The 22,483-nt window shown below is 64.4% G+C and carries 22 protein-coding genes and 3 tRNA genes; 11 read left to right on the top strand and 14 right to left on the bottom strand.

The window, feature by feature from the left end; genetic code table 11:
* Positions 1-14: 14 nt before the first annotated feature.
* Both coaD and KIT53_RS06450 read left to right on the top strand, forming a co-directional pair.
* Positions 15-527 carry a pantetheine-phosphate adenylyltransferase gene (gene coaD / locus KIT53_RS06455; RefSeq protein ID WP_297749430.1) on the top strand — a complete coding sequence of 171 codons (513 nt, stop codon included), beginning with the start codon at positions 15-17 and terminating at the stop codon, positions 525-527.
* A gap of 16 nt (positions 528-543) precedes the next feature.
* On the top strand, positions 544-831 hold the full coding sequence (locus KIT53_RS06450) for a YfhL family 4Fe-4S dicluster ferredoxin (RefSeq protein ID WP_297749427.1): 288 nt from the start codon (positions 544-546) through the stop codon (positions 829-831).
* On the opposite strand, the gene pth is transcribed toward KIT53_RS06450, so the two are convergent.
* The 7 genes from pth to KIT53_RS06415 form a co-directional block, all read right to left on the bottom strand.
* Positions 792-1,433, bottom strand: a complete 642-nt coding sequence (gene pth, locus KIT53_RS06445; RefSeq protein WP_297749424.1) for an aminoacyl-tRNA hydrolase — start codon at positions 1,431-1,433, stop codon at positions 792-794. The genes KIT53_RS06450 and pth overlap by 40 nt on opposite strands.
* 74 nt (positions 1,434-1,507) lie before the next feature.
* A complete protein-coding gene (locus KIT53_RS06440) occupies positions 1,508-2,140 on the bottom strand; it encodes a 50S ribosomal protein L25/general stress protein Ctc (protein ID WP_297749421.1) in 633 nt (210 codons plus the stop codon).
* A gap of 102 nt (positions 2,141-2,242) precedes the next feature.
* A complete protein-coding gene (locus KIT53_RS06435) occupies positions 2,243-3,217 on the bottom strand; it encodes a ribose-phosphate pyrophosphokinase (RefSeq protein ID WP_297749418.1) in 975 nt (324 codons plus the stop codon).
* Between the two features lie 99 nt (positions 3,218-3,316).
* Positions 3,317-3,393, bottom strand: a tRNA-Gln gene (locus tag KIT53_RS06430).
* Positions 3,394-3,485: 92 nt separating this feature from the next.
* Positions 3,486-4,409 carry a 4-(cytidine 5'-diphospho)-2-C-methyl-D-erythritol kinase gene (gene ispE / locus KIT53_RS06425; RefSeq protein WP_297749650.1) on the bottom strand — a complete coding sequence of 308 codons (924 nt, stop codon included), beginning with the start codon at positions 4,407-4,409 and terminating at the stop codon, positions 3,486-3,488.
* Between the two features lie 11 nt (positions 4,410-4,420).
* The gene (locus KIT53_RS06420; RefSeq protein WP_297749415.1) at positions 4,421-4,903 is read right to left on the bottom strand and encodes an outer membrane lipoprotein LolB; all 483 of its coding nucleotides are present in this window, start codon (positions 4,901-4,903) and stop codon (positions 4,421-4,423) included.
* Entirely contained in the window at positions 4,900-6,693 is a 1,794-nt protein-coding gene (locus KIT53_RS06415) for a tetratricopeptide repeat protein (RefSeq protein ID WP_297749412.1), read from the bottom strand. The genes KIT53_RS06420 and KIT53_RS06415 overlap by 4 nt, the downstream gene beginning before the upstream one ends.
* Before the next feature lie 92 nt (positions 6,694-6,785).
* Between KIT53_RS06415 and mutM the strand changes: the two genes are divergently transcribed.
* The 3 genes from mutM (at position 6,786) to mutY (ending at position 10,847) form a co-directional block, all read left to right on the top strand.
* Positions 6,786-7,604, top strand: a complete 819-nt coding sequence (mutM, locus tag KIT53_RS06410; RefSeq protein ID WP_297749409.1) for a bifunctional DNA-formamidopyrimidine glycosylase/DNA-(apurinic or apyrimidinic site) lyase — start codon at positions 6,786-6,788, stop codon at positions 7,602-7,604.
* 84 nt (positions 7,605-7,688) lie between these two features.
* The gene (locus KIT53_RS06405; RefSeq protein ID WP_297749406.1) at positions 7,689-9,632 is read left to right on the top strand and encodes a dynamin family protein; all 1,944 of its coding nucleotides are present in this window, start codon (positions 7,689-7,691) and stop codon (positions 9,630-9,632) included.
* Positions 9,633-9,758: 126 nt separating this feature from the next.
* A complete protein-coding gene (gene mutY / locus KIT53_RS06400; protein WP_297749403.1) occupies positions 9,759-10,847 on the top strand; it encodes an A/G-specific adenine glycosylase in 1,089 nt (362 codons plus the stop codon).
* Here the strand turns inward: mutY and rapZ are convergent.
* From rapZ to KIT53_RS06385, 3 genes are read right to left on the bottom strand one after another with little or no spacing between them, the layout of a single operon-like run.
* On the bottom strand, positions 10,840-11,742 hold the full coding sequence (rapZ, locus tag KIT53_RS06395) for an RNase adapter RapZ (RefSeq protein ID WP_297749400.1): 903 nt from the start codon (positions 11,740-11,742) through the stop codon (positions 10,840-10,842). The two genes, mutY and rapZ, sit on opposite strands and share 8 nt — an antisense overlap.
* A 6-nt stretch (positions 11,743-11,748) precedes the next feature.
* Complete coding sequence (gene recN / locus KIT53_RS06390) at positions 11,749-13,392, bottom strand: DNA repair protein RecN (protein WP_297749398.1); 1,644 nt, start codon at positions 13,390-13,392, stop codon at positions 11,749-11,751.
* A gap of 60 nt (positions 13,393-13,452) precedes the next feature.
* Positions 13,453-14,370 carry an NAD kinase gene (locus KIT53_RS06385; protein ID WP_297749395.1) on the bottom strand — a complete coding sequence of 306 codons (918 nt, stop codon included), beginning with the start codon at positions 14,368-14,370 and terminating at the stop codon, positions 13,453-13,455.
* 94 nt (positions 14,371-14,464) lie between these two features.
* On the opposite strand from KIT53_RS06385, the gene hrcA reads away from it, so the two are divergent.
* The 4 genes from hrcA (at position 14,465) to greB (ending at position 16,352) form a co-directional block, all read left to right on the top strand.
* Positions 14,465-15,487, top strand: a complete 1,023-nt coding sequence (hrcA, locus tag KIT53_RS06380; protein WP_297749392.1) for a heat-inducible transcriptional repressor HrcA — start codon at positions 14,465-14,467, stop codon at positions 15,485-15,487.
* Between the two features lie 34 nt (positions 15,488-15,521).
* Positions 15,522-15,598: transfer RNA gene (locus KIT53_RS06375), tRNA-Ile, on the top strand.
* Positions 15,599-15,630: 32 nt separating this feature from the next.
* Positions 15,631-15,707, top strand: a tRNA-Arg gene (locus KIT53_RS06370).
* Positions 15,708-15,794: 87 nt separating this feature from the next.
* Positions 15,795-16,352: a transcription elongation factor GreB gene (gene greB, locus KIT53_RS06365; RefSeq protein ID WP_297749389.1), complete on the top strand. Its 558-nt coding sequence runs from the start codon at positions 15,795-15,797 to the stop codon at positions 16,350-16,352.
* An 11-nt stretch (positions 16,353-16,363) separates the two neighbouring features.
* Here the strand turns inward: greB and KIT53_RS06360 are convergent, their stop codons facing one another.
* The 4 genes from KIT53_RS06360 to KIT53_RS06345 all read right to left on the bottom strand — a co-directional run bounded on the left by KIT53_RS06360 (position 16,364) and on the right by KIT53_RS06345 (position 20,509).
* Positions 16,364-18,613 carry a bifunctional (p)ppGpp synthetase/guanosine-3',5'-bis(diphosphate) 3'-pyrophosphohydrolase gene (locus tag KIT53_RS06360; protein ID WP_297749387.1) on the bottom strand — a complete coding sequence of 750 codons (2,250 nt, stop codon included), beginning with the start codon at positions 18,611-18,613 and terminating at the stop codon, positions 16,364-16,366.
* Between the two features lie 108 nt (positions 18,614-18,721).
* A complete protein-coding gene (rpoZ, locus tag KIT53_RS06355) occupies positions 18,722-18,925 on the bottom strand; it encodes a DNA-directed RNA polymerase subunit omega (protein ID WP_086119124.1) in 204 nt (67 codons plus the stop codon).
* Positions 18,926-18,953: 28 nt separating this feature from the next.
* Positions 18,954-19,574, bottom strand: a complete 621-nt coding sequence (gene gmk / locus KIT53_RS06350) for a guanylate kinase (RefSeq protein ID WP_297749382.1) — start codon at positions 19,572-19,574, stop codon at positions 18,954-18,956.
* Positions 19,575-19,576: 2 nt separating this feature from the next.
* Entirely contained in the window at positions 19,577-20,509 is a 933-nt protein-coding gene (locus KIT53_RS06345; protein ID WP_297749379.1) for a YicC/YloC family endoribonuclease, read from the bottom strand.
* Between the two features lie 61 nt (positions 20,510-20,570).
* Here KIT53_RS06345 and KIT53_RS06340 point away from each other — a divergent pair, with 61 nt between their 5' ends.
* Positions 20,571-21,578: a serine/threonine-protein kinase gene (locus KIT53_RS06340; RefSeq protein WP_297749376.1), complete on the top strand. Its 1,008-nt coding sequence runs from the start codon at positions 20,571-20,573 to the stop codon at positions 21,576-21,578.
* Positions 21,575-22,474 (top strand): protein phosphatase 2C domain-containing protein, encoded by a 900-nt coding sequence (locus KIT53_RS06335; protein WP_297749373.1) that lies wholly within the window; start codon positions 21,575-21,577, stop codon positions 22,472-22,474. Before KIT53_RS06340 ends, KIT53_RS06335 begins: the two co-directional genes overlap by 4 nt.
* Positions 22,475-22,483: the final 9 nt, after the last annotated feature.

Raw genomic sequence — 22,483 nt, 5'->3', positions numbered from 1 at the left:
GCATAATTCCTGCCATGACCCGAGACACTTCTTCAGGCCGGAACCGCGTGGCGGTCTACAGCGGCACCTTCGACCCGGTCACCCTGGGGCACGAGGACGTGGCGCGCAGAGCCGCGCAACTGTTTGACGAGGTGATCATCGCGGTGGCCATCGCACACCACAAGAAGACCCGGTTCAGCCTGCAGGAGCGCCTGGACATGGTGGCGGAAGCGGCCTCCCGCATGCCGGGGCGCGTGCGCGTGATGCCCTTCGAGGGGCTCATCATGGACTTCTGCCGTGTGCATGGCGCCAGCGCCGTGGTACGGGGCATTCGCAACATGACCGACTTCGACTACGAAGCCCAGATGGCGGCGATGAACCGCAAGCTGCACCCGGCGACCGAGACGGTCTTCCTGCTGCCACAGGCCGAACTGCAGTGCATCTCCAGCACCCTGGTGCGCGAGATATCCCTGCTGGGTGGGGACGTGTCGCAGATGGTGAACGCGTCGGTGGCGGGGCTGCTCAAACCCCGACCCTTGCAGGCCTGAGGGACGGGAGCCGGCCATGGCCCTGATGATCACCGATGAATGCATCAACTGCGATGTGTGCGAGCCAGAGTGCCCGAACCAGGCGATCTATATGGGTGAGGCCATCTACGAGATCGATCCGGCGCGCTGCACCGAATGTGTCGGTCATTTCGACGAGCCGCAGTGCGTACAGGTCTGCCCCGTGAGCTGTATTCCGGTTCACCCCGAGCACATCGAGTCGCGCGAAACCCTTCTGCAGAAATACCGCCGCCTGCAACAGGCCGCTCAGCCCTCTTCACCTGGCGGTGTTCCCCCGTCCGCCTGAGGCGTGGGGCGGGGCGGTTTGGGCCTGGGTGGTTTGCTGGTGTGAATCAGCGCCGTGGCTTTGTCCATCTCCCCTGCGATCAGATGAGGCAGCGCCTTGAGGCTGCGATCCAGCGCCTGGGCAATCGCTATCCGGTCATCGGGTGAGGGTTTCTTCAACACCCAGTTCGCCACCTCGTTCTTGTTGCCGGGGTGGCCGATGCCCACTCGCAGGCGCCAGTAGTCGGGGTTGCCGAGTTGGGCATGAATGTCGCGCAGACCATTGTGGCCGGCATGACCGCCACCGCGTTTGAGCTTGACCTCTCCTGGTGGCAGGTCGAGTTCATCGTGCACCACGAGCACCTCTTCAGGCGCTATCTTGAAGAAGCGTGCCACCGAAGCCACCGACTTGCCCGAGAGGTTCATGAAAGTCTGGGGTTCGACAAGCCATACGTTCTGGCCGTTCACGTTGGCACGCGCGACCAGGCCAAAATGGCCCCGCTCCATCTGCAGCGACACCTTGAGCAGCCGCGCTGCCTCATCCACCCACCAGAAGCCGGCATTGTGGCGCGTCTGTTCGTATTCCGGCCCCGGGTTGCCCAGTCCGGCAATGAGTTTGATCATGGGACGAGATTATCCAACTGCCGAAAACGAAAAAGGCCCGCACGGGGCGGGCCTTCACGAGAAGCCAGCAGGGCTTACTTCTTGCCCTTGCCCTTGGCAGCCTTCTTGTCATCGGCTGCTGCGGCCACGGGGGCTGCCACCACTTCTTCCACCGGCTCCACCACGGACGCCACGGTGATGTTCTTGCGGCCATGCGTCACCAGCTTGATGCCCTTGGCCAGCTTGAGGTCACCGGTGTGGATGGTGGAACCCTTGGTCACGTTGCTCAGATCGACGCTGATGTGCTCAGGCAACTGGGTGGCCAGGCATTCGATTTCGATTTCGGTCAACACATGGTTGATCAGGCACTTGTCTTCCTTGACCGCGGGCGAGTTCTCGGCACCTTCGAAGTGCAGCGGAACCTTCTTGCGCAGGCGGGTCTTCTCGTCCACGCGCTGGAAGTCCACATGCAGCACCAGTGGCTTGTAGGGGTGGTACTGCACATCGCGCAGCAGCACTTTCTGAACCTTGCCGCCGAGTTCCATGTCGAGGATGGAGGCGTGGAAGGCTTCCTTCTTCAGGGCGTGCCACAGGGCGTTGTGATCGAGTTCGATCGGGGTGGCGGTGGTTTCCCCGCCAAACACGATACCGGGCGCGCGACCGGTGTTGCGCAGACGGCGGCTCGCACCCGTTCCCTGCTTGGCGCGCTCAAAAGCGACAAATTGCATGACATTCTCCAGAAGAGGGGTTCCGCGACCAGAACGCCTCAGTTTCAAAAGAGCAACCCCCACCATGGAGGCCGCCCGCTTTTGCTGCCTGTCCGGACAAACTCAGAAGAGGTTGTCCTGGTCGGCAAACAAACTCATGACCGACTCTCCGGAAGCAATGCGCGCGATGGTCTCTGCCATCAGCGGTGCCACGGAAAGCTGGCGGATCTTGGCGCAAGCCTGTGCGGCCTGCGAAAGAGGAATGGTGTTGGTCACCACGACCTCGTCGAGTGCGCTGCCCTTGGCGATGCGCTCGATGGCCGGGCCCGAGAAAATCGGGTGGGTGCAGTACGCATACACGTTCTTGGCACCGCGTTCCTTGAGCACCTCGGCGGCTTTGACCAGGGTACCGGCCGTATCGATCATGTCGTCCATGATCACGCAGTTGCGACCTTCAATATCCCCGATCACGTGCATCACTTCCGACACATTGGCCTTGGGGCGGCGCTTGTCGATGATGGCCATGTCGCAGTTGAGCTGCTTGGCCAGCGCGCGTGCCCGAACCACGCCACCCACGTCGGGAGAGACCACCAGCAGGTCTTCGTAGTTCTTGGTGCGCAGGTCACCCAGCAGCACAGGCGAGGCGTAGATGTTGTCGACGGGTATGTCGAAGAAGCCCTGGATCTGGTCGGCGTGCAGGTCCATGGTGAGCAAGCGGCTCACGCCCACGGTCTGCAACATGTTGGCCACCACCTTGGCGCTGATCGGCACCCGGCTCGAACGGGGGCGGCGGTCCTGGCGCGCGTAGCCGTAGTAGGGGATGACGGCGGAGATGCGCTCGGCCGAGGCGCGCTTGAGCGCATCGACCATGATGAGCAACTCCATCAGGTTCTCGTTCGTCGGCGCGCAGGTGGACTGGATCACGAATACGTGGCGGGCGCGCACGTTCTGCGTGATCTCCACCGTGACCTCGCCATCGGAGAAGCGGCCCACGTTGGCCGAACCCAGTTGCGTGCCCAGATGCTGGGCGATCTCGGAGGCCAGCACCGGGTTGGCGTTGCCGGTGAAGATCATGAAATCCGGGGGCTGAACGTGCATGGTGTTCCCAGCGGTTTGAACGGCGGCCTCTCGGGAGCGCCATCAAAAAAAGGCCATCCGGGGATGGCCGTTCGCATACCTGTATGACTCGAAAAACGGTGGCAGGGGAGGAAGGACTCGAACCCTCGCATGCCGGAATCAAAATCCGGTGCCTTAACCAACTTGGCGACTCCCCTACGCAGGTCGGGCGTTCGGCATGTCACCGTACACCCCACCTCGATATGTCGCAGGTTGCGCAACCACTGCCTGGGCTGCGTGCGTGCCGATTCTAGTCGGTGCACCAGTCGAGCAATGGATGTGCATCCATGTTGGCACACGTCCGGACCGTCCAGCCCTGGGGGGCTTGGGGCAGGTCCATGGCCTGTGCCATATGTGCAAACACCGCGGTTCCCGAACCGGTCATGCGCCCCTGCATACCCAGGCTTGCCAGCCACTGGATGCATTGCCCTATTTCAGGGCAGAGCGCTTGCGCCACGGGTTGGAGGTCGTTGTGCCCGAATTCCAGAAGCTTCCGGATATCAAGCACTTCGTTTTTCACGCCGTGCCCGCTTTCCGGCCCAGCTGAAACCCCTTGTGCAGCATTTGCAGCAAAGCCTTGGATTGTAGCAGTTTTTGTGTCCCGTTTGAGCTCAGGCGCACTGAAGATGCGTTGCGTGGACGCGCCGCCAGGAGGTTTGACCACCACGAAGCGGGCGGGTGGGAGGCTCACCGGCAGGAGCTTTTCGCCCACACCTTCGACCCAGGCGTTGTGGCCGCCGATGAAAAAAGGCACATCCGCGCCGAGTTGCAGGCCGATGGCGGCCAGGTCTTGGCGCCTCAACCCCAATCCCCAGAGGCGGTTGAGCCCCACAAGGGTGCTGGCCGCATCCGATGAGCCTCCCCCCATCCCAGCTTCTGCGGGCAGGCGTTTCTCCAGTCCGATGCGCACTCCCAGGCGGCAGCCGGTGGCCTTTTGCAGGGCTTTGGCTGCTCGCACCGCCAGGTCCTCAGTTGGCAGTGGGATCGAGAGCCCGCCCCCGATGTCTTCCCGGTCAATGGCGCCATCTTGGCGCAGATCGAAGTGCAGGGTATCGCACCAATCGATCAACATGAACACCGATTGCAACTCGTGATAGCCGTCCGCACGGCGGCCGGTGATGTGCAGGAACAGGTTGAGCTTGGCCGGCGCGGGAACGTCCAGCAGGCGCTTCAACGGGGGTGTTTTCATGGTTGGAAAACGATGCGCAACTCGGCGGAGGGCAACGGTTCGGTGCGCCGCGCCATGATGCGGCCCTCTCGGTGGCGCGAAAGATCGGCATGCCAGCCGGGCGCTTCGGCGGGTTGGCCCCGCAGCCAGCCAAACAGTGCGGCCACAGGGACCGCGGTGCCGCTGAGTTCCGTCGTGAGTTCATCCAGCGTGCCACGCCGCGTGACCTGGTTGCCCTGCCGCAACTCTGCGCCGGAGGGGGTCCAACTCACGAGGGCCAGGGTGTTGCCCAGAGGAGAGACCAGTTGCAGCTCCCCGCTGGCCGCCGTGCCCCGCAGGTCGAATCCGGCGGAAAACGATTGCGGTGGCTGGCTGTCCACCTGCAATGCGAGGCGACCGTTCCAGGCTTCTTCACCGGGCCCAGCCGGACGCAGAGGCGTGGCACAGGCGCTGAGCAATGCCGCCAGGAGCAGTGCACTCCAGCCCCAACCTCGACTCATGGCGTGACTTGCAGGCGCTTGAGGGTTCCCTGCAGGGTTTCGTTGTCGGCCGAGAGCAGCAGGCCTTCGCGCCAGACAAGAAGAGCCTGGTCACGTTGTCCCTGAGACCACAGCACTTCGCCCAGGTGGGCTGCTATTTCGGCATCTGGGCGCTTGGAGTAGGCAGCACGCAGAATGCTCAAAGCCCGTGCCGCGTTCCCCATGCGGAATTCCACCCAGCCCAGGCTGTCTTGAATGTAGGCATCTCCAGGCGCGAGCGAGACCGCTTTCTCGATCAGTTGCTTGGCCTCGGGCAGGCGCAGGTTGCGGTCGGCCAGTGAATAGCCCAAGGCGTTGTAGGCGTGGTGATGGTCGGGTTTGGCGGCGATGAGCCGGCGCAGCAAGCGCTCCATTTCGTCGAGGCGGTCGGCTTTCTCGGCCATCATGGCCTGGTCATAGAGGAGGTCTGTGTCGTCAGGGAAGCTGCGCACCCCTTCTCCATAGACTTGGTAGGCCTGTTCGAAGTCCTTGAAGTCGCGCAGCAATTGTGCTTCCGCGATCAGCTTGAGCCGCGCGTCTTCGGGGCGGCGTTCGGGCTGGTTGCGCAACAGCGCGCGGGCTTCGGCCATGCGCCCTTGACGGGCCAGCAATGAGGCGCGGCGAGCCTGCGCGGCCATGATGTCGTCCACATTCTCTATCCGGTCCAGCCAGGCATTGGCCGCAACGAAGTCCTTCTGCTTCTCCGCCACTTGAGCCATCAGCAGATAGGCCTGGGTGAGGCCGCGAGCGGCACGTTCGTCGCCGCTGCGACGGGCCAGGCTCATGTACTTCTGCAAGGACTCGGTCGCGGCAGGCAGCGCGTTGTCCTGCACCTGGAGCGAGGCGAGCAACAGCCAGGGGTCCGCTTGATCGGGTTGGCGCGTGGTCAGGGCTTCGAGCTGGGTGCGCGCTTCGCCATGGCGCTGCAGGTCCATCAGGATGCGCGCGTAGGCAAGCGCCACGGCGATGTCGTCCGACGAGTTGCTGGTGCTCACCAGCAACTGCCTGCGAACCAGGGGTTCTGCATCGGCCTGTCCACGTTCCAGCAGTTCCAGCGCCAGCAGTGCCGGGTAAGGCGACGCGGGGTCCGCTTCATGGCCCTGGCGAGCCGCCGCCAGGGCCTGCGGCAACTGATCCTGGGCCAGGGCCATGCGACCCACGGTGGTCCAGGCCGCGGCGGCCTGTGCCGGTTGTTTCAGCGAAGGCTCCAGGGCTTCTCGCACCACTGCGGCCGCTTGCGCCTTGTCCTGGACGCGGGCGTAGGTCTGGGGGATGGCGTTGATGATGTCGTTGCGCTCGTCCGGGCCCGCTGCCTGCAGAATGGCCTTGAGAACAGGCGCTGTTTCTGCTGGGCGGTTGAGCGCGAGCAGCATCTGCAAGACATAGCGATTGGCCTCCGCATCGGCGGGGGCCTCCTGGGCCCAGGCGCGTGCCGCGCTCAGGGCCGCCTCACCCGAACGGGCTTGCAGCGCAACTTCCACCGCACGGCGGTACAGCGCGGGATCACGCTGCCGCCGCGCGGCATCGAGAATCAGGGAGTAGCCGGCCCCTGGATCGCCACCGCGCACATTCAGTTCGCCCAGCAGCAACTGGTAGAAGAGGGGCGCGTTGAGCGCCGAATTGACCACAGGAGGTTGCGCCACCACCACCGGTGCCGGCGGTGCGGACGCGGGGGCCGGCTGTGCCAACGCGCCGAAGGCCAGGCCAATCAGCCAGGCGGCAAGTGCGGGCCGCATCCAGGTTGGCAAGGCAGGGCGGGGCGCTGTTTTCATCGGATCATGATAATGGAACGTTCTGAGCGAACCTGGGTGTGATCCGAACACCGCTACGGCGTTCCCGCCTATTGCTTCACGTTGTTTGCGCCATGCCTGAATTACCCGAAGTTGAAGTCACCCGCCGCAGTTTCGCCGACCGCATCTCCGGTGCCCGGGTGCAACGTCTGTGGCTGGGCAAGCCACTGCGCTGGCCGCTGGGTTGTGAGCCCGAGGCGCTTGTCGGGCGCGAGGTGCTCCATGTCTCTCGCCGGGGCAAGTACCTGCTGATTCATTTCGATCAGGGCCTGTTGTTGCTGCACCTGGGCATGTCCGGCAGTCTGCAGTTCGCGCCGAACCTGCCGCCAACCGGGGCGCATGACCATTTCGAACTGCACACCAGCCGAGGCGTTCTCCGTCTGCACGACCCGCGGCGCTTTGGCGCCGTTGTCCATGTGCCGTCCCTGGAGGATGCCCGCTCTCGCAAGCTGCTGGATGGGCTGGGTGTGGAACCGCTGGAGGAGGGGGCTTTCGATCCCGTGGCCTTTCACCGTGCTCTGCGCCAGCGTCGCGCCCCCATCAAACAGGTTCTGCTGGGCGGCGACGTGGTGGTCGGGGTGGGCAACATCTACGCCTCTGAGGCCCTGTTCATGGCCGGGATCCGTCCCACATTGCGTGCGGACCGCCTGAGCGGAGCGCGTGCGGCGAAGCTGCACGCGGCCATCGTCTCGGTACTGCAGCGCGCGGTGGCGTTGGGGGGAAGCACCCTGCGCGACTTTTCCAGCGCGCAAGGGCAGAGCGGCTATTTCCAGCTCGATGCCATGGTGTACGGCCGTGAAGGAATGCCCTGCAGGGTCTGCGAAACACCGGTCCGATCGATCCGTCAAGGGCAGCGGTCGACCTTCTTTTGTCCGGTGTGCCAGCGGTCTTGACGGGCCGGCTGTCGGGCTCAGAGACCGGTCGGTTTTCAGCGTGAACCCGATGCTATATTGACCGATTCACAGACAATCGGGCTTATGAGTTTCAATCAGGATTTCGAGCAGCACGGGATATGGCGCAAGCAGTTTGCCTTGCGCCTGAAGCTGCTTTCCGAGTGGCTGGTCGATCACGATCTCATGGAACCCGGTCTGCGTGAACGGCTGGACCAACTGCACGCCCAGGTGAAGAACGACAAGATCACGGTGGCGTTCGTGGCCGAGTTCTCGCGCGGCAAGTCCGAGTTGATCAACGCCATCTTCTTTGCTGGCTATGGCCGGCGCATCATGCCCGCGAGCGCGGGACGCACCACCATGTGCCCAACCGAGCTGGGGTACGACGCCGAGGTGCCTCCGTGCCTGCGCCTGCTCCCGATCGAGACCCGCCTGCAGCCGCAGTCCCTGCTGGACTGGCGGCACGCGCCGGACAAATGGGAGCGTGTCGATCTGGACGTAACAGACCCCAAACAACTCGCGCGCGCCATTCAGAAGGTTGCCGAAGTGCGACGCGTGACGCAGGCCGAAGCCGCCGCGTTGGGTTTCTGGCACGACGAGATCCCTGAGGACAACCCGCTGCCCGGACCGGACGGCCTCATCGAGGTGCCGCGCTGGCGCCATGCGCTCATCAACATGGCCCACCCATTGCTCAAGCAAGGGCTGGTGATTCTGGACACACCCGGGCTCAATGCCATCGGTGCGGAACCTGAACTCACGGTGAGCCTGTTGCCGCAAGCCCATGCCGTGGTGTTCATCCTCGCGGCGGATACCGGTGTCACCAAATCGGATCTGACCATCTGGCGCCAGCACCTCTCGGTGCTCGGCGATGGGCGGGAGGCGCGCCTGGTCGTGCTCAACAAGATCGACACCATGTGGGATGCGCTCAGTTCGCCTGAGCAGATTCAGATGCAGATTGCGTCCCAGCGCACCGACTCGGCGGAAATTCTGGGCCTGTCGCCGCGCCAGGTGCTGGCGGTGTCGGCTCAGAAGGGGCTGCTCGCCAAGGTCAGCCGCGACAAGAAATTGCTGGAGGCGAGCAACCTGCTGGAGTTGGAGACTGCCCTGGGCGTGGATCTGCTGGGACAGCGGCGACGTATCCTGGGTGCGGCGGTGGCCTCTGGCATCCAGGCACTGCGCAGCGAGGCCGGCCGTATGGTGCACACGCGTGCCCGTGACCTGGTGGAGCAAATCCAGGAGCTGGACGGCCTGCGTGGCAAGAACGCGGGTGTCATCAAGCAGATGCGGTTGCGCATCGAGCAGGAGCAGGCCGACTTCGATGCCAGTGGTGCCAAGATCCAGGCCGTGCGTTCGGTCCACCTGCGCTTGCTCAAGGACCTGTTCGCGCTGCTGAGTGCAACCCATCTCAAGACCGAGGTGGGCACGCTGGGCAAGACGCTCAAGCAACCAGGCATCAAACTCGGCGTGCGCCGGGCTTACGACCAGACCTTTGACCGGCTGCGCGCCGACATGATCAAGGCCGACCGCATGGCTGGAGACATACAGTCCATGCTGGAAGGGAGCTTCAAGAACCTGAATGCGGAGTACGGCTTCTCGCTGCAGGCGCCTTCTCCGCCTCGGCTGGGACAGTACGTGAAGGACCTCGACCTGATCGAGAAAAGCCATCTGCAGTACCTCAGCCTGGGCAATGCGCTGCGCCTGGCGCAACCGGAGTTTGCCGAGCGCCTGGCAAGGGCCCTCATGAGCCGCTTGCGCGTGGTCTACGACACCGCGGTCAACGAGGTTGAGCTGTGGAACAAGTCGGCTGCTGCGCAGCTCGATGCGCAACTGCGCGAGCGCCGCCGCAACTTCAGCCGCCGCATCGAGGCGGTGTCCCGCATCCAGCAGGCCGCCAGCGGCCTGGACGAGCGCATCCGCGAACTGCAAGTGCACCAGGCCACGCTCCACCAGCTCGATGCCAAGCTGGTGGAGCTGACCGAGCACCTGCTCGCCACGCCCGAGGACGAACCTGCAGAAGCCCTGGCGGCATGAGCGCCGCCCGGCCGTCCCGAAGGCGCTCGCGCCCGCAGCACGCAGTGCGGAGGGCCATTCCATGAGCGCCGCCCGGCCGTTCCGAAGGCGCTCGCGCCCGCAGCACGTGGTGCGAGAAGGCGCCCAATGACCACGGTTGTGCCACCGGCCGCGGCGCTCCCGCTGGCGTTTGCGCCGCGCCTGATCGACTGGCAACGCCGCGCGGGCCGGCATGGCCTGCCTTGGCAGGGCACGCGTGATCCGTACCGTGTCTGGCTTTCGGAAATCATGCTCCAGCAGACACAGGTCAGTACCGTGCTGGCTTACTTCCCGCGTTTCCTTGCCCGCTTCCCCGACGTGAAGACGCTGGCCGAAGGTGCTCCGGACGAGGTCATGGCACTCTGGAGTGGCTTGGGCTACTACAGCCGGGCGCGCAACCTGCATCGTTGCGCACAGCAGGTGATGACCGCGCACGGTGGGGCATTTCCCCGCACGGCCGAAGCCTTGCAGACGCTGCCGGGCATCGGCGCATCCACGGCTGCGGCCATTGCGGCTTTTTGCCATGGCGAACGGATATCCATCCTCGACGGCAATGTGCGCCGGGTGTTGGCCCGCCTGTTGGCCTTCGAGGGTGATCTGTCTCAGGCGGCACCCCAGCGCGAGCTCTGGGGGTTGGCTCAGGCCCTGCTGCCTTCCGCGCCCACAGCGGATGACATGACGGCCTACACCCAGGGACTCATGGACTTGGGGGCCACCCTGTGTCACCGCTCCCGCCCGGATTGCACCGGCTGCCCCGTGCAGGTGCTGTGCAAAGCCCATGCTATGGGGGAACAAACCCGTTTTCCGGTGAAGACGCGGCGTCTGCAGCGGCGTTTTGAACGCTGGTGGCTGCTGCTCTTGCGCGATCGCCACAGCGCTGGTACCCGCTTCTGGTTGGAGCGGCGCCCCGCGCCAGGCATCTGGGCGGGGCTTTACTGTCCACCCGTGTTCCGCGAGGAAGAAGCGTTGCGTGCGTCGCTGCCCTCGTCGCTCGCTCCCCGGTTACAGGCACTGGATCCGGTCTCTCATGCGCTGACCCATCGGGAACTGCGCCTGCAGCCCATGCTGCTGGATGTCGTGGACCCGCTCGCGGCCCTCGTGGACCGCGAACAGGATGGCATTTGGGTGGCGGACGCGGCTTTGGCCTCGCACGGATTGCCCGCGCCGGTGCGCGTCCTGCTCCAGCAACTCAGCTAGCGCTGGGCCAGCCGTCGATCTCGCGGTGGCGAACGCGGGTGGACCATTCGCCGCGGAAAGCCTGGGCCAACTGTTCGGCCAGGTAGACGGAGCGGTGCTGGCCTCCGGTGCAGCCGATGGCCACCGTCACGTAGCTGCGGTGGTCGTGCACCATCTGCGGCAACCAATGGCGCAGAAAGCCGGTGATCTGCTGCTCCATTTGACCCACGTCCGCCTGTGCGGCCAGGAAGTCGGCTACGGGCCGATCGCGTCCACTCAGAGGACGCAACTCCGGCTCGTAGTGCGGGTTGGGCAGCATGCGCACATCAAACACGAAATCGGCGTCCATGGGCACGCCGCGCTTGAAGGCAAACGACTCGAACACCAGCGTCAGCGGGGCCCGCGCGGCACCCAGCAACTCCTTGATGTGGCTGCGCAGGCGGGTTGGACGGATCAGGCTGGTGTCGATGACCAAGGCCTGTTCGCGCAATTCGGCCAGCAAATCGCGCTCGTGTTCGATCGCATCGACGAGCGCGCGATGTTGGTCGTGCGTCTGCCGCAGAGACAACGGATGCAGGCGTCGCGTTTCCGAGAAGCGGCGCACCAAGGTCTCGGTGGTGGCATCCAGGAACACCGTGGTCAGATGCACGGGCTGCTCGGTGTTCTCTTGCAGACGTGCCAGACGGCGCGGCAGGCCAGGCAGCGAAGCGGCGCTGCGAACGTCCATGGCAATGCCCACCTTGGAGGCTTGGTGGTTGCGTTCCAGCTCGATGAACGACTCCAGCAACTCCGGGGGTAGGTTGTCCACGCAATAAAAGCCGACATCTTCCAGCGCTGTGAGCGCCACGGACTTGCCGGAGCCGGACATTCCGGTGATCAGCACCAGTTGGGTAGGGGTGACGGGATCGCTGTTCATGGCGAGTCAAACCGCGAGCAGTTCGCGCGCATGCGCGAGCGAGATTTCCGATTGTTCGCCGCCGCCCAGCATGCGGGCCAACTCGCGAACGCGTGCCTCCTGGTCGATCGAAGTCACTGTGCTCAGTGTCTGCCGTCCGGCAGATTGTTTGCTGACCAGCAGATGGTGGTCTGCGCAGGCGGCCACTTGGGGCAGATGGGTGACGGCCAACACCTGTCTGTCCTGGCCCAACTGCCGCAGCAACTGGCCGACGGTGTGCGCCACGGCACCACCGATGCCCGAGTCCACCTCGTCGAAGATCAGCGTCGGGGCGTGGCCCAGGCGGCTGGTGACCACCGAGATGGCCAGCGCGATGCGAGAAAGCTCTCCACCCGAAGCCACCTTGCCCACCGGCTTGGGCGTGGCACCGGCATGGCCGGCGACCCTGAACTCCACCTGCTCGGCGCCATGGGCCTGGGGTTCGTCCAGCGGCAGCAGCGCCACCTCGAACGCGCCACCCTGCATGCCCAAGGTCTGCATGGTCTGCGTGACGGCCTTGGAAAGCCGGGGGGCCGCCTTCTGCCGTTCACGTGAGACCTGTTGCAGCGTCGTCGCAAAGGCCTTCCAGGCGGCGCGCTCGGCCTTCTCCAGGGCAGCCAGGTCGAGTGCCTGGTCGATGTCTGCCAGTTCGCGTTGCCATTGGACATGCACGTCGGCCAGTTCCTCGGGGGTACGCCGATAACGGCGCGCCAGTGACACCCAGAGCGAGAGGCGCTGGTCGAGCGCTTCCAGGCTCGCGGGATCCTGGTCGGCGTGGCGTACGTATTGGTTCAGATCGTGCACCGTGTCCTGCACTTGGGCCAGCGCCGTTTCCAGGGCTTCGATCGCGCTGCTGAACCGAGGTTCGATGCCGGCCTGGGCCTGCAAAGCAGCCAGCGCACGGTGCACCAGGGCGGCCGCGTTGTCGTCGGCTTCATCCAGGGCGTGTATCGCGGTCTGCGCGGCCTCTTGCAAGGTTTGGGCATGCGCCAGTCGGCTGTGCTGGGTGTTGAGTTCGCCCCATTCACCTGCCTGTGGGGCGAGTTTGTCGAGCTCCGCGATCTGCCAGGCCAGGCGCTCGCTTTCCTGTTGCAGGGAGGCTTGCCGTTCGCTGGCGGCCTCCAGCGCCTTGCGCCGCTGGCGCCAGTCCGTCCAGGCCTTGGATGCCGGCGCGGTGTCGATGCCCGCATAAGCGTCCAGGAGTTCCCGCACGGCGTCGGCGCGGGTCAGGCTCTGCCAGGCGTGCTGGCCATGGATGTCCACCAGACTGTCGGCCAGTGTCTTGAGCTGCGCCACAGTGGCAGGGCTGCCGTTGATCCACGCGCGGCTGCGACCTTCGGCATCGACCGTTCTGCGCAGCAGCAGGCTGTCCTCGGAAGCGAAACCCTGCTCTTCCAGCCAGGCGCCCAGGCTGGTGGGGCTGTCAAATTCGGCCGTGACCTCGCACCGGGTGGCTCCTTCGCGCACCACGCCGCTTTCCGCCCGTGCGCCCAGCGCGAGTTGCAGGGCGTCGATCAGGATGGATTTGCCCGCGCCCGTTTCTCCCGTGAGCACGCCGAAGCCCTGTTGCAGCTCCAGGTCAAGGGACTGCACGATGACGAAATCTCGCAGAACGATGCGGCGAAGGCTCATGGCGGGAGAAGCGGCGGCGGAGACGATGCTGAAACGGGATCCGCTATTGTGCCGGGGCTTTCAAGCGCCTTCGTTCCAATGCAGCTTCTTGCGCAAGGTGTCGAAGTAGTTCCAGCCTACCGGGTGCAGGAGGCGCAGGGCGTGCTCCGAGCGGCGCACGACGATGCGGTCACCGTGCAGCAGCGACGTCAGCGACTGCATGTCGAAGTTCGCGCTCGCATCGCGCCCGGAGACGATCTCCACCGCGATCTCGCAGTCCGACGGCAACACCACCGGCCGGTTGGACAGGGTGTGTGGCGCGATCGGCACCATCACCCAGCCACCGAGCGCCGGGTGCAGCATCGGGCCACCGGCCGACAGGGCGTAGGCCGTGGAGCCCGTGGCCGAGGCGATGATCAGGCCGTCGGCGCGCTGGTTGGCCACGAAGTGGCCGTCTACCTCCACGCGCAGCTCGATCATGCTGGCCGCGCCACCCCGGTTGACCACCACATCATTCAACGCGGTGGCCTCGAACACGCACCGGCCATCGCGCCAGACCGAAGCGGCGATCAGCGCGCGCGGATCTTCCTCGAATTCGCCGCGCAGGATGGGGCGCAGCTTGTCCTGGTAGGCATCGAGCGCGATGTCGGTGATGAAGCCCAGGCGGCCCTGGTTGATCCCGACCAGCGGCAGACCGTAGCGCGCCAACCTGCGGCCAAAGCCCAGCATGGTGCCGTCGCCCCCCACGACCAACGCCAGATCGCAGGAGCGGCCCATGGCCGCCACGTCCAGCGCCGGGTACTGCAGCAGGCCTGTGTTGAGGGCCGTTTCCTGTTCCAGGGAGACATCGCAGCCCTCCTGGTGCAGAAAATGCGCGATGTCGTCCACGGCGTGGCGGGCACCGGGGGCCTGGTACTTGCCCACGATGACGACGTGAGCGAACCTCAGCGGCCGGTTCTTGCGCGAGGGTTTGACAGAGGTCTCGTCGGGCATGGTCATCGGCAAATTACAACATAGCCGGTCCGTGGGAGATTGCCTGTTAACCCTTGTTTTTCCAAGACCGGAAAACGGCATCCTTCCGTAAAATGCCCTCATGTTGGATGAACGCGCCAAGCTGCTTCTCAAGACCCTCGTTGAGCGCTACATCGCCGACGGGCAGCCGGTCGGCTCGCGCACCCTGGCCAAGGCGGCCGGCATGGAACTCTCGCCGGCGACCATCCGCAATGTGATGAGCGATCTGGAGGACCTGGGCCTCATCGCCAGTCCGCATACCTCCGCTGGCCGCATCCCCACCGCGCGCGGCTACCGGCTTTTCGTCGACACCATGCTCACAGTGCGCCGGGAAGTGATTCAGCCGGTGCCTGACATCGCCGGGCCGGCCATCGAATCGGGTCAGCCGCATCGGGTCATCAGCCATGCCGCACAGATGCTTTCCAGCCTGTCGCAGTTCGTGGGGGTGGTGATGGCGCCGCGACGGGCCTCGGTCTTTCGCCATATCGAGTTCCTGAGCCTGTCCGAGCGGCGCGTGCTGGTGATCATCGTCTCGCCCGATGGCGAGGTGCAGAACCGCATCATCCACACCCAGGTCAATTTTGCCCAGCCGCAGTTGCTGGAAGCCGCCAACTTTCTCAACACCCATTACTCCGGTCTGACCATGGAGGCTGTACGCGAGCGCCTCAAGACGGAGGTCGAGGCACTGCGCGGGGAGATCGCCGAGCTGATGAAGGCCGCGGTCGACATCGGCAACGAAGGGCGGGCCGCCGCCGAAGACGTGGTGGTGTCGGGCGAGCGGAACCTGCTTTCCGTCAGCGAGTTTTCCAGCGACATGGACAACCTGCGGCGCATGTTCGATCTGTTCGAGCAGAAAACCCAACTGATCCGCCTGCTGGACGTTTCCGCACAGGCGGATGGTGTGCGTATCTATATTGGCGGTGAAAGTCAGGTCGTCCCCTATGAAGACTTGTCGGTCGTCACCGCGCCTTACGAGGTCGACGGCCAAGTGGTGGGTACGCTGGGCGTGATCGGTCCTCAGCGCATGTCCTACGAACGCATGATCCAGATCGTGGACGTGACGGCCAAGCTGGTGGGCAACGCGCTGAGCCACCACCCGAAGTAGGTGCATCCTCGCGGGCCCCTACAATCCCGGCTCCGGGCCGTTAGCTCAGTTGGTCAGAGCAGAGGACTCATAATCCTTTGGTCGTTGGTTCAAGTCCAACACGGCCTACCAACACCGAAAAAGCTGCTACAATGCAAGGCTTCGCGGCTGTAGCTCAGTTGGATAGAGTACTTGGCTACGAACCAAGGGGTCGTGGGTTCGAATCCTGCCAGCCGCGCCAAACCAGAAGCCCGCAGCCACAAGCTGCGGGCTTTTTCTTTGTTGTCGCGCGTGCTGTTGTCGCGCGTGCAATAGCGACCCGTCAGTCATGAGCAAGGCTTTTACCCGCGAGAGCGACGACGCAGGCGACGAGGAGGAGGATGCGGCCGCGGCAGCCCCTGCGCCCGGTGGCAAGAACTACCTCACGCGGGCCGGCTACGACCGGTTGCGCACGGAGCTCCTCCATCTGATCGACGATGAACGGCCAAAGATCGTGGACATCGTGCACTGGGCTGCCAGCAACGGCGACCGGTCGGAGAACGGCGACTACCTCTACGGCAAGAAGCGTCTGCGCGAGATCGATCGCCGCATCCGTTTCCTCACGCGCCGGCTGGAGATCGCCGAGGTGGTGGATGCGTCTCAGCACCACGGCAGCGACCAGATATTCTTCGGCGCCACCGTCACCTACGCGGATCCGTCAGGGACGGAGACCACCGTGACCATCCTGGGCGTGGATGAGGCGGACAGTGCAAATGGACAGATCAGTTGGGTGTCGCCTGTGGCGCGTGCCTTGTTGAAGGCGCGCACGGGGGACGCGGTGCGCCTAGTCGTGCCAGGCGGGGAGCAGGAGATCGAGATCCTGGATGTGCGGTACCCGGCCGCCTGACGACCGGCTGCTCAGGGCTTGAAGCGCTGGGCCTTGATGACCGAGGTGGTGCGCTTGAGGCTGCGAAGCACGTCCGCCAGGTGCTGGCGGTCTCGCACCGCAACCGTGAATCGGATGTCCGTGGCGGTCTGCGCGGGCTCGTCGCCCATGTCCACGTGGGTGATGTCGGCTTCGGCCGCGGCAATGGCGGTGGCCACGCGTGCCAGCACGCCTTTGCCATTGGTCACCGTCACCACCACCGTGGTCTCGAAGGAGCGCACCGGCTCGTCGGCCCATTCGACTTCCAGGAAGCGCTCGCTGTCGCGCAGCATCAGGCGCTTGCTCACCGGGCAGTCTTCCGAATGCACCACGAGGCCTTCACCTCGGCCCAGATAGCCCACGATGCGGTCACCCGGAATGGGTTTGCAACACGGCGCGTATTGCACCGACATGCCTTCGCTTCCATCCAGCGTCACCACGCCCTGGGAGACGGATTCGTCGAGACCGCTGGCGTAACGCTCGGTGCTGATCAGCAGGGCATCGGGTTTGAGACCGGTTTCGGAGAGCAGCACCGCCAGCTTCTTGGCCACCATGCCGGCGATGCGCTTGCCCATGCCGATGTCGGAAAGCAACTCGTCGCGCGACCTGTTGCCGGTAAAGCGCAGCAGTTTCTCCCAGGTGGCCGCATGGCTGCCGTCTTCGGCGGGCAAGGTCGAAATGCCCTCTGAGCGCAGCGCCTGGCTGAGCATGCGTTGCCCGAGGTCTTGCGACTTCTCGTGCGCCACGGTCTTGAGATAGTGGCGGATCTTGGAGCGCGCCCGCCCGGTCTTGACGAAAGACAGCCACGCCGGATTGGGTTCGGCGTTGTCCGCGGTGACCACCTCCACCACGTCGCCGTTGGTCAACTCCGTGCGCAGCGGCCGCTGCTCCCCGTTGATGCGCGCGGAGACGGTGTGGTTGCCCACGTCGCTGTGGATCGCGTAGGCAAAATCCATCACGGTGGCGCCGCGTGGCAGTGCCATGATCTTGCTCTTGGGTGTGAACACATAGACCGCGTCAGGGAAGAGATCGATCTTGATGTGGTCCCAGAACTCGGATGCATCGTGCGTTTCCTGCTGGATATCCAGCAGCGACTGCAGCCACTGCGTGCCCAGCCGCTGGGACATGTCGCTGCCCGGCTCGCTGGCCTTGTAGAGCCAGTGCGCTGCCACACCCGATTCCGCCACCACATCCATGGCGTGTGTGCGCAACTGGAACTCGATGTTGGTGCCGAACGGCCCGATCAGCGTGGTGTGCAGCGACTGGTAGCCGTTGACCTTGGGAATGGCCACGTAGTCACGGAACTTGCCGGGCAGCGGCTTGTAGAGCTGGTGCAGGATGCCCAGACCGGTGTAGCAGTCGTTCAACTCGGGCACGACGATGCGGAAACCATAGATGTCGGTGACCTGCGAGAAGGACAGGTGCTTGCTGTCCATCTTGCGGTACACGGAGTAGAGCGTCTTTTCCCGGCCCACGATACGCACCGCCATGCCGTGGCGCACGAATTCGGCCTCCACCTCACGCTGTACACGCGCGATCAGGTCGCGCCGGCGCGTGCGCGACTTGTTCAATGCCTTGGCGAGTACCTCATAGCGCCACGGGTGCAGGAAACGGAAGGCCAGGTCCTGCAGTTCCCGGTAGGTGAAGTTCAGGCCCAGCCGGTGCGCGATGGGGGCATAGATCTCCAGTGTTTCGCTGCTGATGCGCTGCCACTTGGAGCGTGGCATGTCTCCCATGGTGCGCATGTTGTGGGTGCGGTCGGCCAGCTTGATCAGGATGACGCGCACGTCCTTGGCCATGGCCAGCAACATCTTGCGGAAGGACTCGGCCTGGTTTTGCTCCCGGGTGTCGAACTCCAGCTTCTCCAGCTTGGTGAGGCCATCGACCAGCTCCGCCACGGGCGCTCCAAAGCGTTCCACCAACTCCTGCTTGGTGACCCCGCAGTCCTCGATGGCATCGTGCATCAGAGCCGCCATCAATGCCTGTGCGTCCAGTTTCCATTCGGCGCATTGCGCCGCCACGGCAATGGGGTGCGTGATGTAAGGGTCGCCGTTCTTGCGCAACTGGCCCAGGTGGGCTTCATCCGCGAATCGGTAGGCCTGACGAATGCTCTCGATGTCGGCCGCACCCAGGTAATCCAGCTTCCCCAGGAGCGCGGCGAAACTGGCCGCCGCGGCACTGGCAGCCGGGTTGGCCTGGTCGGTAGGAGCAGAAAGGGTACCGTTGTCAGCGGTCGGCATCATCCCGGTACTTTAGCGCGAGACGCCGGAACATGTCGGATAGGGGCTCCAGACGAAAAAAAACACCGCGATGCGGTGTTTCTCTTCAATGGGTCTGCAGGCGGTTGCTGCTCAGACCGGCACCTTCTTGAGCATCTCCAGACCCACCTTGCCTTCAGCGATCTCGCGCAGGGCGGTCACACCGGGCTTGTTCTTGCTTTCGATCTTGGGGGCATGGCCCTGGCTCAGCATGCGCGCACGGTAGGTGGCGGCCAGCACCAGTTGAAAGCGGTTGGGGATCTTTTCCAGACAATCTTCGACGGTGATGCGGGCCATGGTCTTGCTCCGGGCTTGAACGGTGGATTCAGAGGATGTTGAGCGCCTTGAAGGTATCGCTGCGGGCGATGCGCTGGGCGGCAAACTTCAGCCGCTGGGCGTGGACGATGGCTTTGAGGTCAAACAAAGCCCGCTCGAACAACTCGTTGATTATAACGAAGTCGAATTCCTTGGCATGGAGCATCTCGCTGGCTGCGTTCTGCAGCCGCAGCTCGATCACTTCGGCGCTGTCCTCAGCCCGGCGCTCCAGCCGGGAGCGCAGCTCCTCCCAACTGGGTGGCAGGATGAAGATGAGCACCGCGTTCGGAAAGATCCGCTTGACCTGAATGGCACCCTGGAAGTCGATTTCCAGCACCACGTCGGCACCTTGCGCCATGCGCTGTTCGATGGCCATCTTGGATGTGCCGTAGCGGTTGCCATGCACCAGGGCCCATTCCAGGAAGGCGTCCTGCAGGACCATCTGGTCGAAGGTTTCCTTGCTGACAAAGTAGTACTCACGGCCATGCAGCTCCTGGCCGCGCGGTGCGCGCGTGGTGTGCGATACCGAAGGAACCACACGGGAATCCAGCTCCATCAGGGCCTTGACCAGGCTGGATTTGCCGGCCCCGCTCGGGGCCGCGACGACAAACAGGTTTCCGGGGTAGTCCATAGTCATTCGATGTTCTGCACCTGCTCGCGCATCTGTTCGATCAGCACCTTCATGTCCACCGAAATGCGGGTCAGTTCCAGGTTCGATGACTTGGAGCCCAGGGTATTGGCTTCCCGGTGCAACTCCTGGATCAGGAAGTCCAGCCGTTTGCCGACTTCCGTGCCCTTCTTGATCAGACGCTCGATTTCGGAGAGGTGCGAGTCCAGGCGGGTCAGCTCCTCGGCCACGTCGATGCGAATGGCGAAGGCGGTGGCTTCGGTGAGGGCCCGGTCCTGAGCCATGTCGGAGGCGATGGCCTGGTTTGACGCGCCGGCGCCACCCGCGCTCAGGGCCTCATTCCAGCGGTCCAGGAAGCGCTGGCGCTGCTGTTCGACGAGCTGCGGGACCAGGGGCTGGGCATCTTTGACGAGTTGCCGCAGCTGTCCGATGCGGTCCAGTAGCATGGTGGCGAGCCGCTTGCCCTCGCGTTCACGGGCCCCGACCAGACCGTCCAGTGCGGTCTGCGCCAACTGAACCAGAGACTCACTGAGGTTGCCCGTGTGGGCCTGCTGGCGCGAGGTGATCTGGATCACTTCAGCCACCGACAGCGGCGCTGCGGCAGGCAGCCAACTGCGCACGCTGTCCTGAAGGCTGACCAGGCGTTGCAGGTCTTGCGCACTGGGAGGACGGGGCAGGTTGTCGGCGCGGCCTTCGACCCAGCCGCGCACTTCCACCTTGCCGCGCTTGAGACGCGTGCCCAGCAGCTCGCGCAGCGCCGGTTCGTTGGCGCGCAACTCGTCGGGCAGCTTGAAAACGAGATCGAGGAAACGGCTGTTGACCGAGCGGATTTCCAGGCCCAGGCCGGGTCCGGATTCGCGTGCCGTCTCGCCTGAGCCAGTGGCTGCGGGCCCGCCCAGCTGGGCCGTGGCGTAGCCGGTCATGCTGTAAACTGGCATTGAACTGTGCCCCATCGGGTTGAGTGGTCCAAAACGAGGCGTTCCGGAAACCAACCGAATTATGTCAAAGGTCAAACCCGCTCCGCTGCCGCCAGATACCGTGATTGGCGGCTACCGCATTGTTCGCAAGCTCGCAGCAGGCGGTTTCGGGGTGGTGTATCTGGCCGTGGACACGGAAGGTCAGCAGGTCGCGGTGAAGGAGTACCTGCCGTCCTCGCTGGCCACGCGGGCGCCGGGCGAGCTGCTGCCGCAGGTTCAACCCGAGAAGCTGTCGCTCTACCGGCTGGGCCTCAAGAGCTTCTTCGAGGAGGGCCGCGCTCTGGCGCAGATTTCCCACCAGTCGGTGGTGAGCGTGCTCAACTTTTTCCGCGAAAACGAGACCGTTTACATGGTCATGAACTTCCTGGAGGGCGCCTCCCTTCAGGAATTCATCATCACCGCGCGGGAACAGAAGAAGCAGAAAGTGTTCCGCGAGTCCACCATCCGCTCGCTCTACGACGAGGTGCTGCGCGGGCTGCGCATCGTGCATCAGCACAAGATGCTGCACTTGGACATCAAGCCCGCCAACATCTTCGTGACCGACGACAACCGCGCCGTGCTGATCGACTTTGGCGCCGCGCGCGAGGTGCTGAGCAAGGAAGGCAACTTCATCCGTCCGATGTACACGCCAGGTTTTGCCGCGCCCGAGATGTACCGGCGTGACTCTTCCATGGGGCCGTGGACGGACATCTACGCGATCGGCGCCTGCATCTACGCCAGCATGCAAGGCTATCCGCCCAACGATGCGCCGCAGCGGCTGGAAAAAGACCGTCTCTCGCTCGCGCTGTCCCGCCTGCGGGGGGTCTACTCCGACAACCTCATCGAGGTGGTGGAGTGGTGCATGTCGCTGGACCCGCTCTCAAGGCCGCAGTCGGTGTTTGCGCTCCAGAAGGAACTCAGCCGCGAAACAGAGCGCAGCTACACCAAGCTCACCGTGGCCGAAAAAATGCGGCTGCAGTTCGACAACATCGTGTCGGACAACAAGAAGGCCATGCGCAAGTCCACCGCCGCGGGCACCAAGTTTCGATGAAGTTCTCGGTCTACCAGATCAGCCGTCAGGGAGGTCGGGAGCGGAACGAGGACCGCATGGGCTATGCCTACACGCGCGAGTCCGGGCTGTTCGTGCTGGCCGATGGCATGGGTGGGCATCCCGAAGGCGCGATGGCGGCCCAGCTCGCGTTGCAGACCTTCTCCGCCTACTTCCAGAAGGCAGCGAATCCCACCGTCAAGGAGGTGCCGGAATTCCTCTCCAGTGCCCTGATGGCAGCGCACCACCAGATCATTCGCTACGCGGCGGAAAAAGGCATGCTGGACACGCCCCGCACCACGCTGGTGGCGGCTGTCATGGAGCGCGGCCATGTGCACTGGGTGCACTGTGGTGACTCGCGCCTCTACGTGGTGCGCCATGGCCAGTTGCTGACGCGCACGCGAGACCATTCCTACATGGAGCAGCAGGCCCACTTGGGGCGCTCTACGGACCACATCAACCGCAACATTCTGTTCACCTGCCTGGGGTCGCCGGCCAAGCCGGTGTTCGACCTCTCGGGTCCCGTGCTGTTGCAGCAGGGTGACCGTGTACTGCTGTGTTCGGACGGCCTGTGGGGCACGGTGGCCGACGAGGAAATCACCGCTGAACTCTCGCGGCATCCGCTGGAGCATGCGGTGCCCGAACTGGTCGAGATGGCGCTCAAGCGTGGCGGGCCGCGCTGCGACAACGTGACCGTGCTGGCCATGGAGTGGGAAACCGCCGACGAATTCCAGGCCACGCGGGTCTCCACCGAGGACATCGAGGATGGCGTTTTCGCCTCCACCATCCAGTCCGGCGTGCCGGATCCGAGCATCGAGGACATGGACGATGCAGCGATCGAACGCTCGATCGCCGAGATCAATGCCGCGATCCGCCGCACGGCCGAACGCAATCTCTGACATATTCCG

This window comes from Hydrogenophaga sp. (assembly GCF_026125785.1).
Lineage (GTDB): Bacteria > Pseudomonadota > Gammaproteobacteria > Burkholderiales > Burkholderiaceae_C > Hydrogenophaga.
The sequence above is the reverse complement of the archived record's forward strand: the minus strand, read 5'-3'. Positions and strand labels throughout refer to the sequence as shown.

Bases quoted from the DNA above. Each gene is read 5' to 3' on its own strand.
- KIT53_RS06345 (WP_297749379.1), bottom strand. From the start codon at position 20,509: ATGCCAGTTTACAGCATGACCGGCTACGCCACGGCCCAGCTGGGCGGG.
- KIT53_RS06360 (WP_297749387.1), bottom strand. From the start codon at position 18,613: ATGATGCCGACCGCTGACAACGGTACCCTTTCTGCTCCTACCGACCAG.
- KIT53_RS06440 (WP_297749421.1), bottom strand. From the start codon at position 2,140: ATGCAATTTGTCGCTTTTGAGCGCGCCAAGCAGGGAACGGGTGCGAGC.
- rpoZ (WP_086119124.1), bottom strand. From the start codon at position 18,925: ATGGCCCGCATCACCGTCGAAGATTGTCTGGAAAAGATCCCCAACCGC.
- pth (WP_297749424.1), bottom strand. From the start codon at position 1,433: ATGATCAAACTCATTGCCGGACTGGGCAACCCGGGGCCGGAATACGAA.
- rapZ (WP_297749400.1), bottom strand. From the start codon at position 11,742: ATGAACAGCGATCCCGTCACCCCTACCCAACTGGTGCTGATCACCGGA.
- KIT53_RS06415 (WP_297749412.1), bottom strand. From the start codon at position 6,693: ATGAAAACAGCGCCCCGCCCTGCCTTGCCAACCTGGATGCGGCCCGCA.
- hrcA (WP_297749392.1), top strand. From the start codon at position 14,465: ATGTTGGATGAACGCGCCAAGCTGCTTCTCAAGACCCTCGTTGAGCGC.
- recN (WP_297749398.1), bottom strand. From the start codon at position 13,392: ATGAGCCTTCGCCGCATCGTTCTGCGAGATTTCGTCATCGTGCAGTCC.
- KIT53_RS06335 (WP_297749373.1), top strand. From the start codon at position 21,575: ATGAAGTTCTCGGTCTACCAGATCAGCCGTCAGGGAGGTCGGGAGCGG.
- KIT53_RS06340 (WP_297749376.1), top strand. From the start codon at position 20,571: ATGTCAAAGGTCAAACCCGCTCCGCTGCCGCCAGATACCGTGATTGGC.
- greB (WP_297749389.1), top strand. From the start codon at position 15,795: ATGAGCAAGGCTTTTACCCGCGAGAGCGACGACGCAGGCGACGAGGAG.
- mutY (WP_297749403.1), top strand. From the start codon at position 9,759: ATGACCACGGTTGTGCCACCGGCCGCGGCGCTCCCGCTGGCGTTTGCG.
- KIT53_RS06450 (WP_297749427.1), top strand. From the start codon at position 544: ATGGCCCTGATGATCACCGATGAATGCATCAACTGCGATGTGTGCGAG.
- coaD (WP_297749430.1), top strand. From the start codon at position 15: ATGACCCGAGACACTTCTTCAGGCCGGAACCGCGTGGCGGTCTACAGC.
- gmk (WP_297749382.1), bottom strand. From the start codon at position 19,574: ATGGACTACCCCGGAAACCTGTTTGTCGTCGCGGCCCCGAGCGGGGCC.
- KIT53_RS06420 (WP_297749415.1), bottom strand. From the start codon at position 4,903: ATGAGTCGAGGTTGGGGCTGGAGTGCACTGCTCCTGGCGGCATTGCTC.
- KIT53_RS06385 (WP_297749395.1), bottom strand. From the start codon at position 14,370: ATGACCATGCCCGACGAGACCTCTGTCAAACCCTCGCGCAAGAACCGG.
- KIT53_RS06405 (WP_297749406.1), top strand. From the start codon at position 7,689: ATGAGTTTCAATCAGGATTTCGAGCAGCACGGGATATGGCGCAAGCAG.
- KIT53_RS06435 (WP_297749418.1), bottom strand. From the start codon at position 3,217: ATGCACGTTCAGCCCCCGGATTTCATGATCTTCACCGGCAACGCCAAC.
- mutM (WP_297749409.1), top strand. From the start codon at position 6,786: ATGCCTGAATTACCCGAAGTTGAAGTCACCCGCCGCAGTTTCGCCGAC.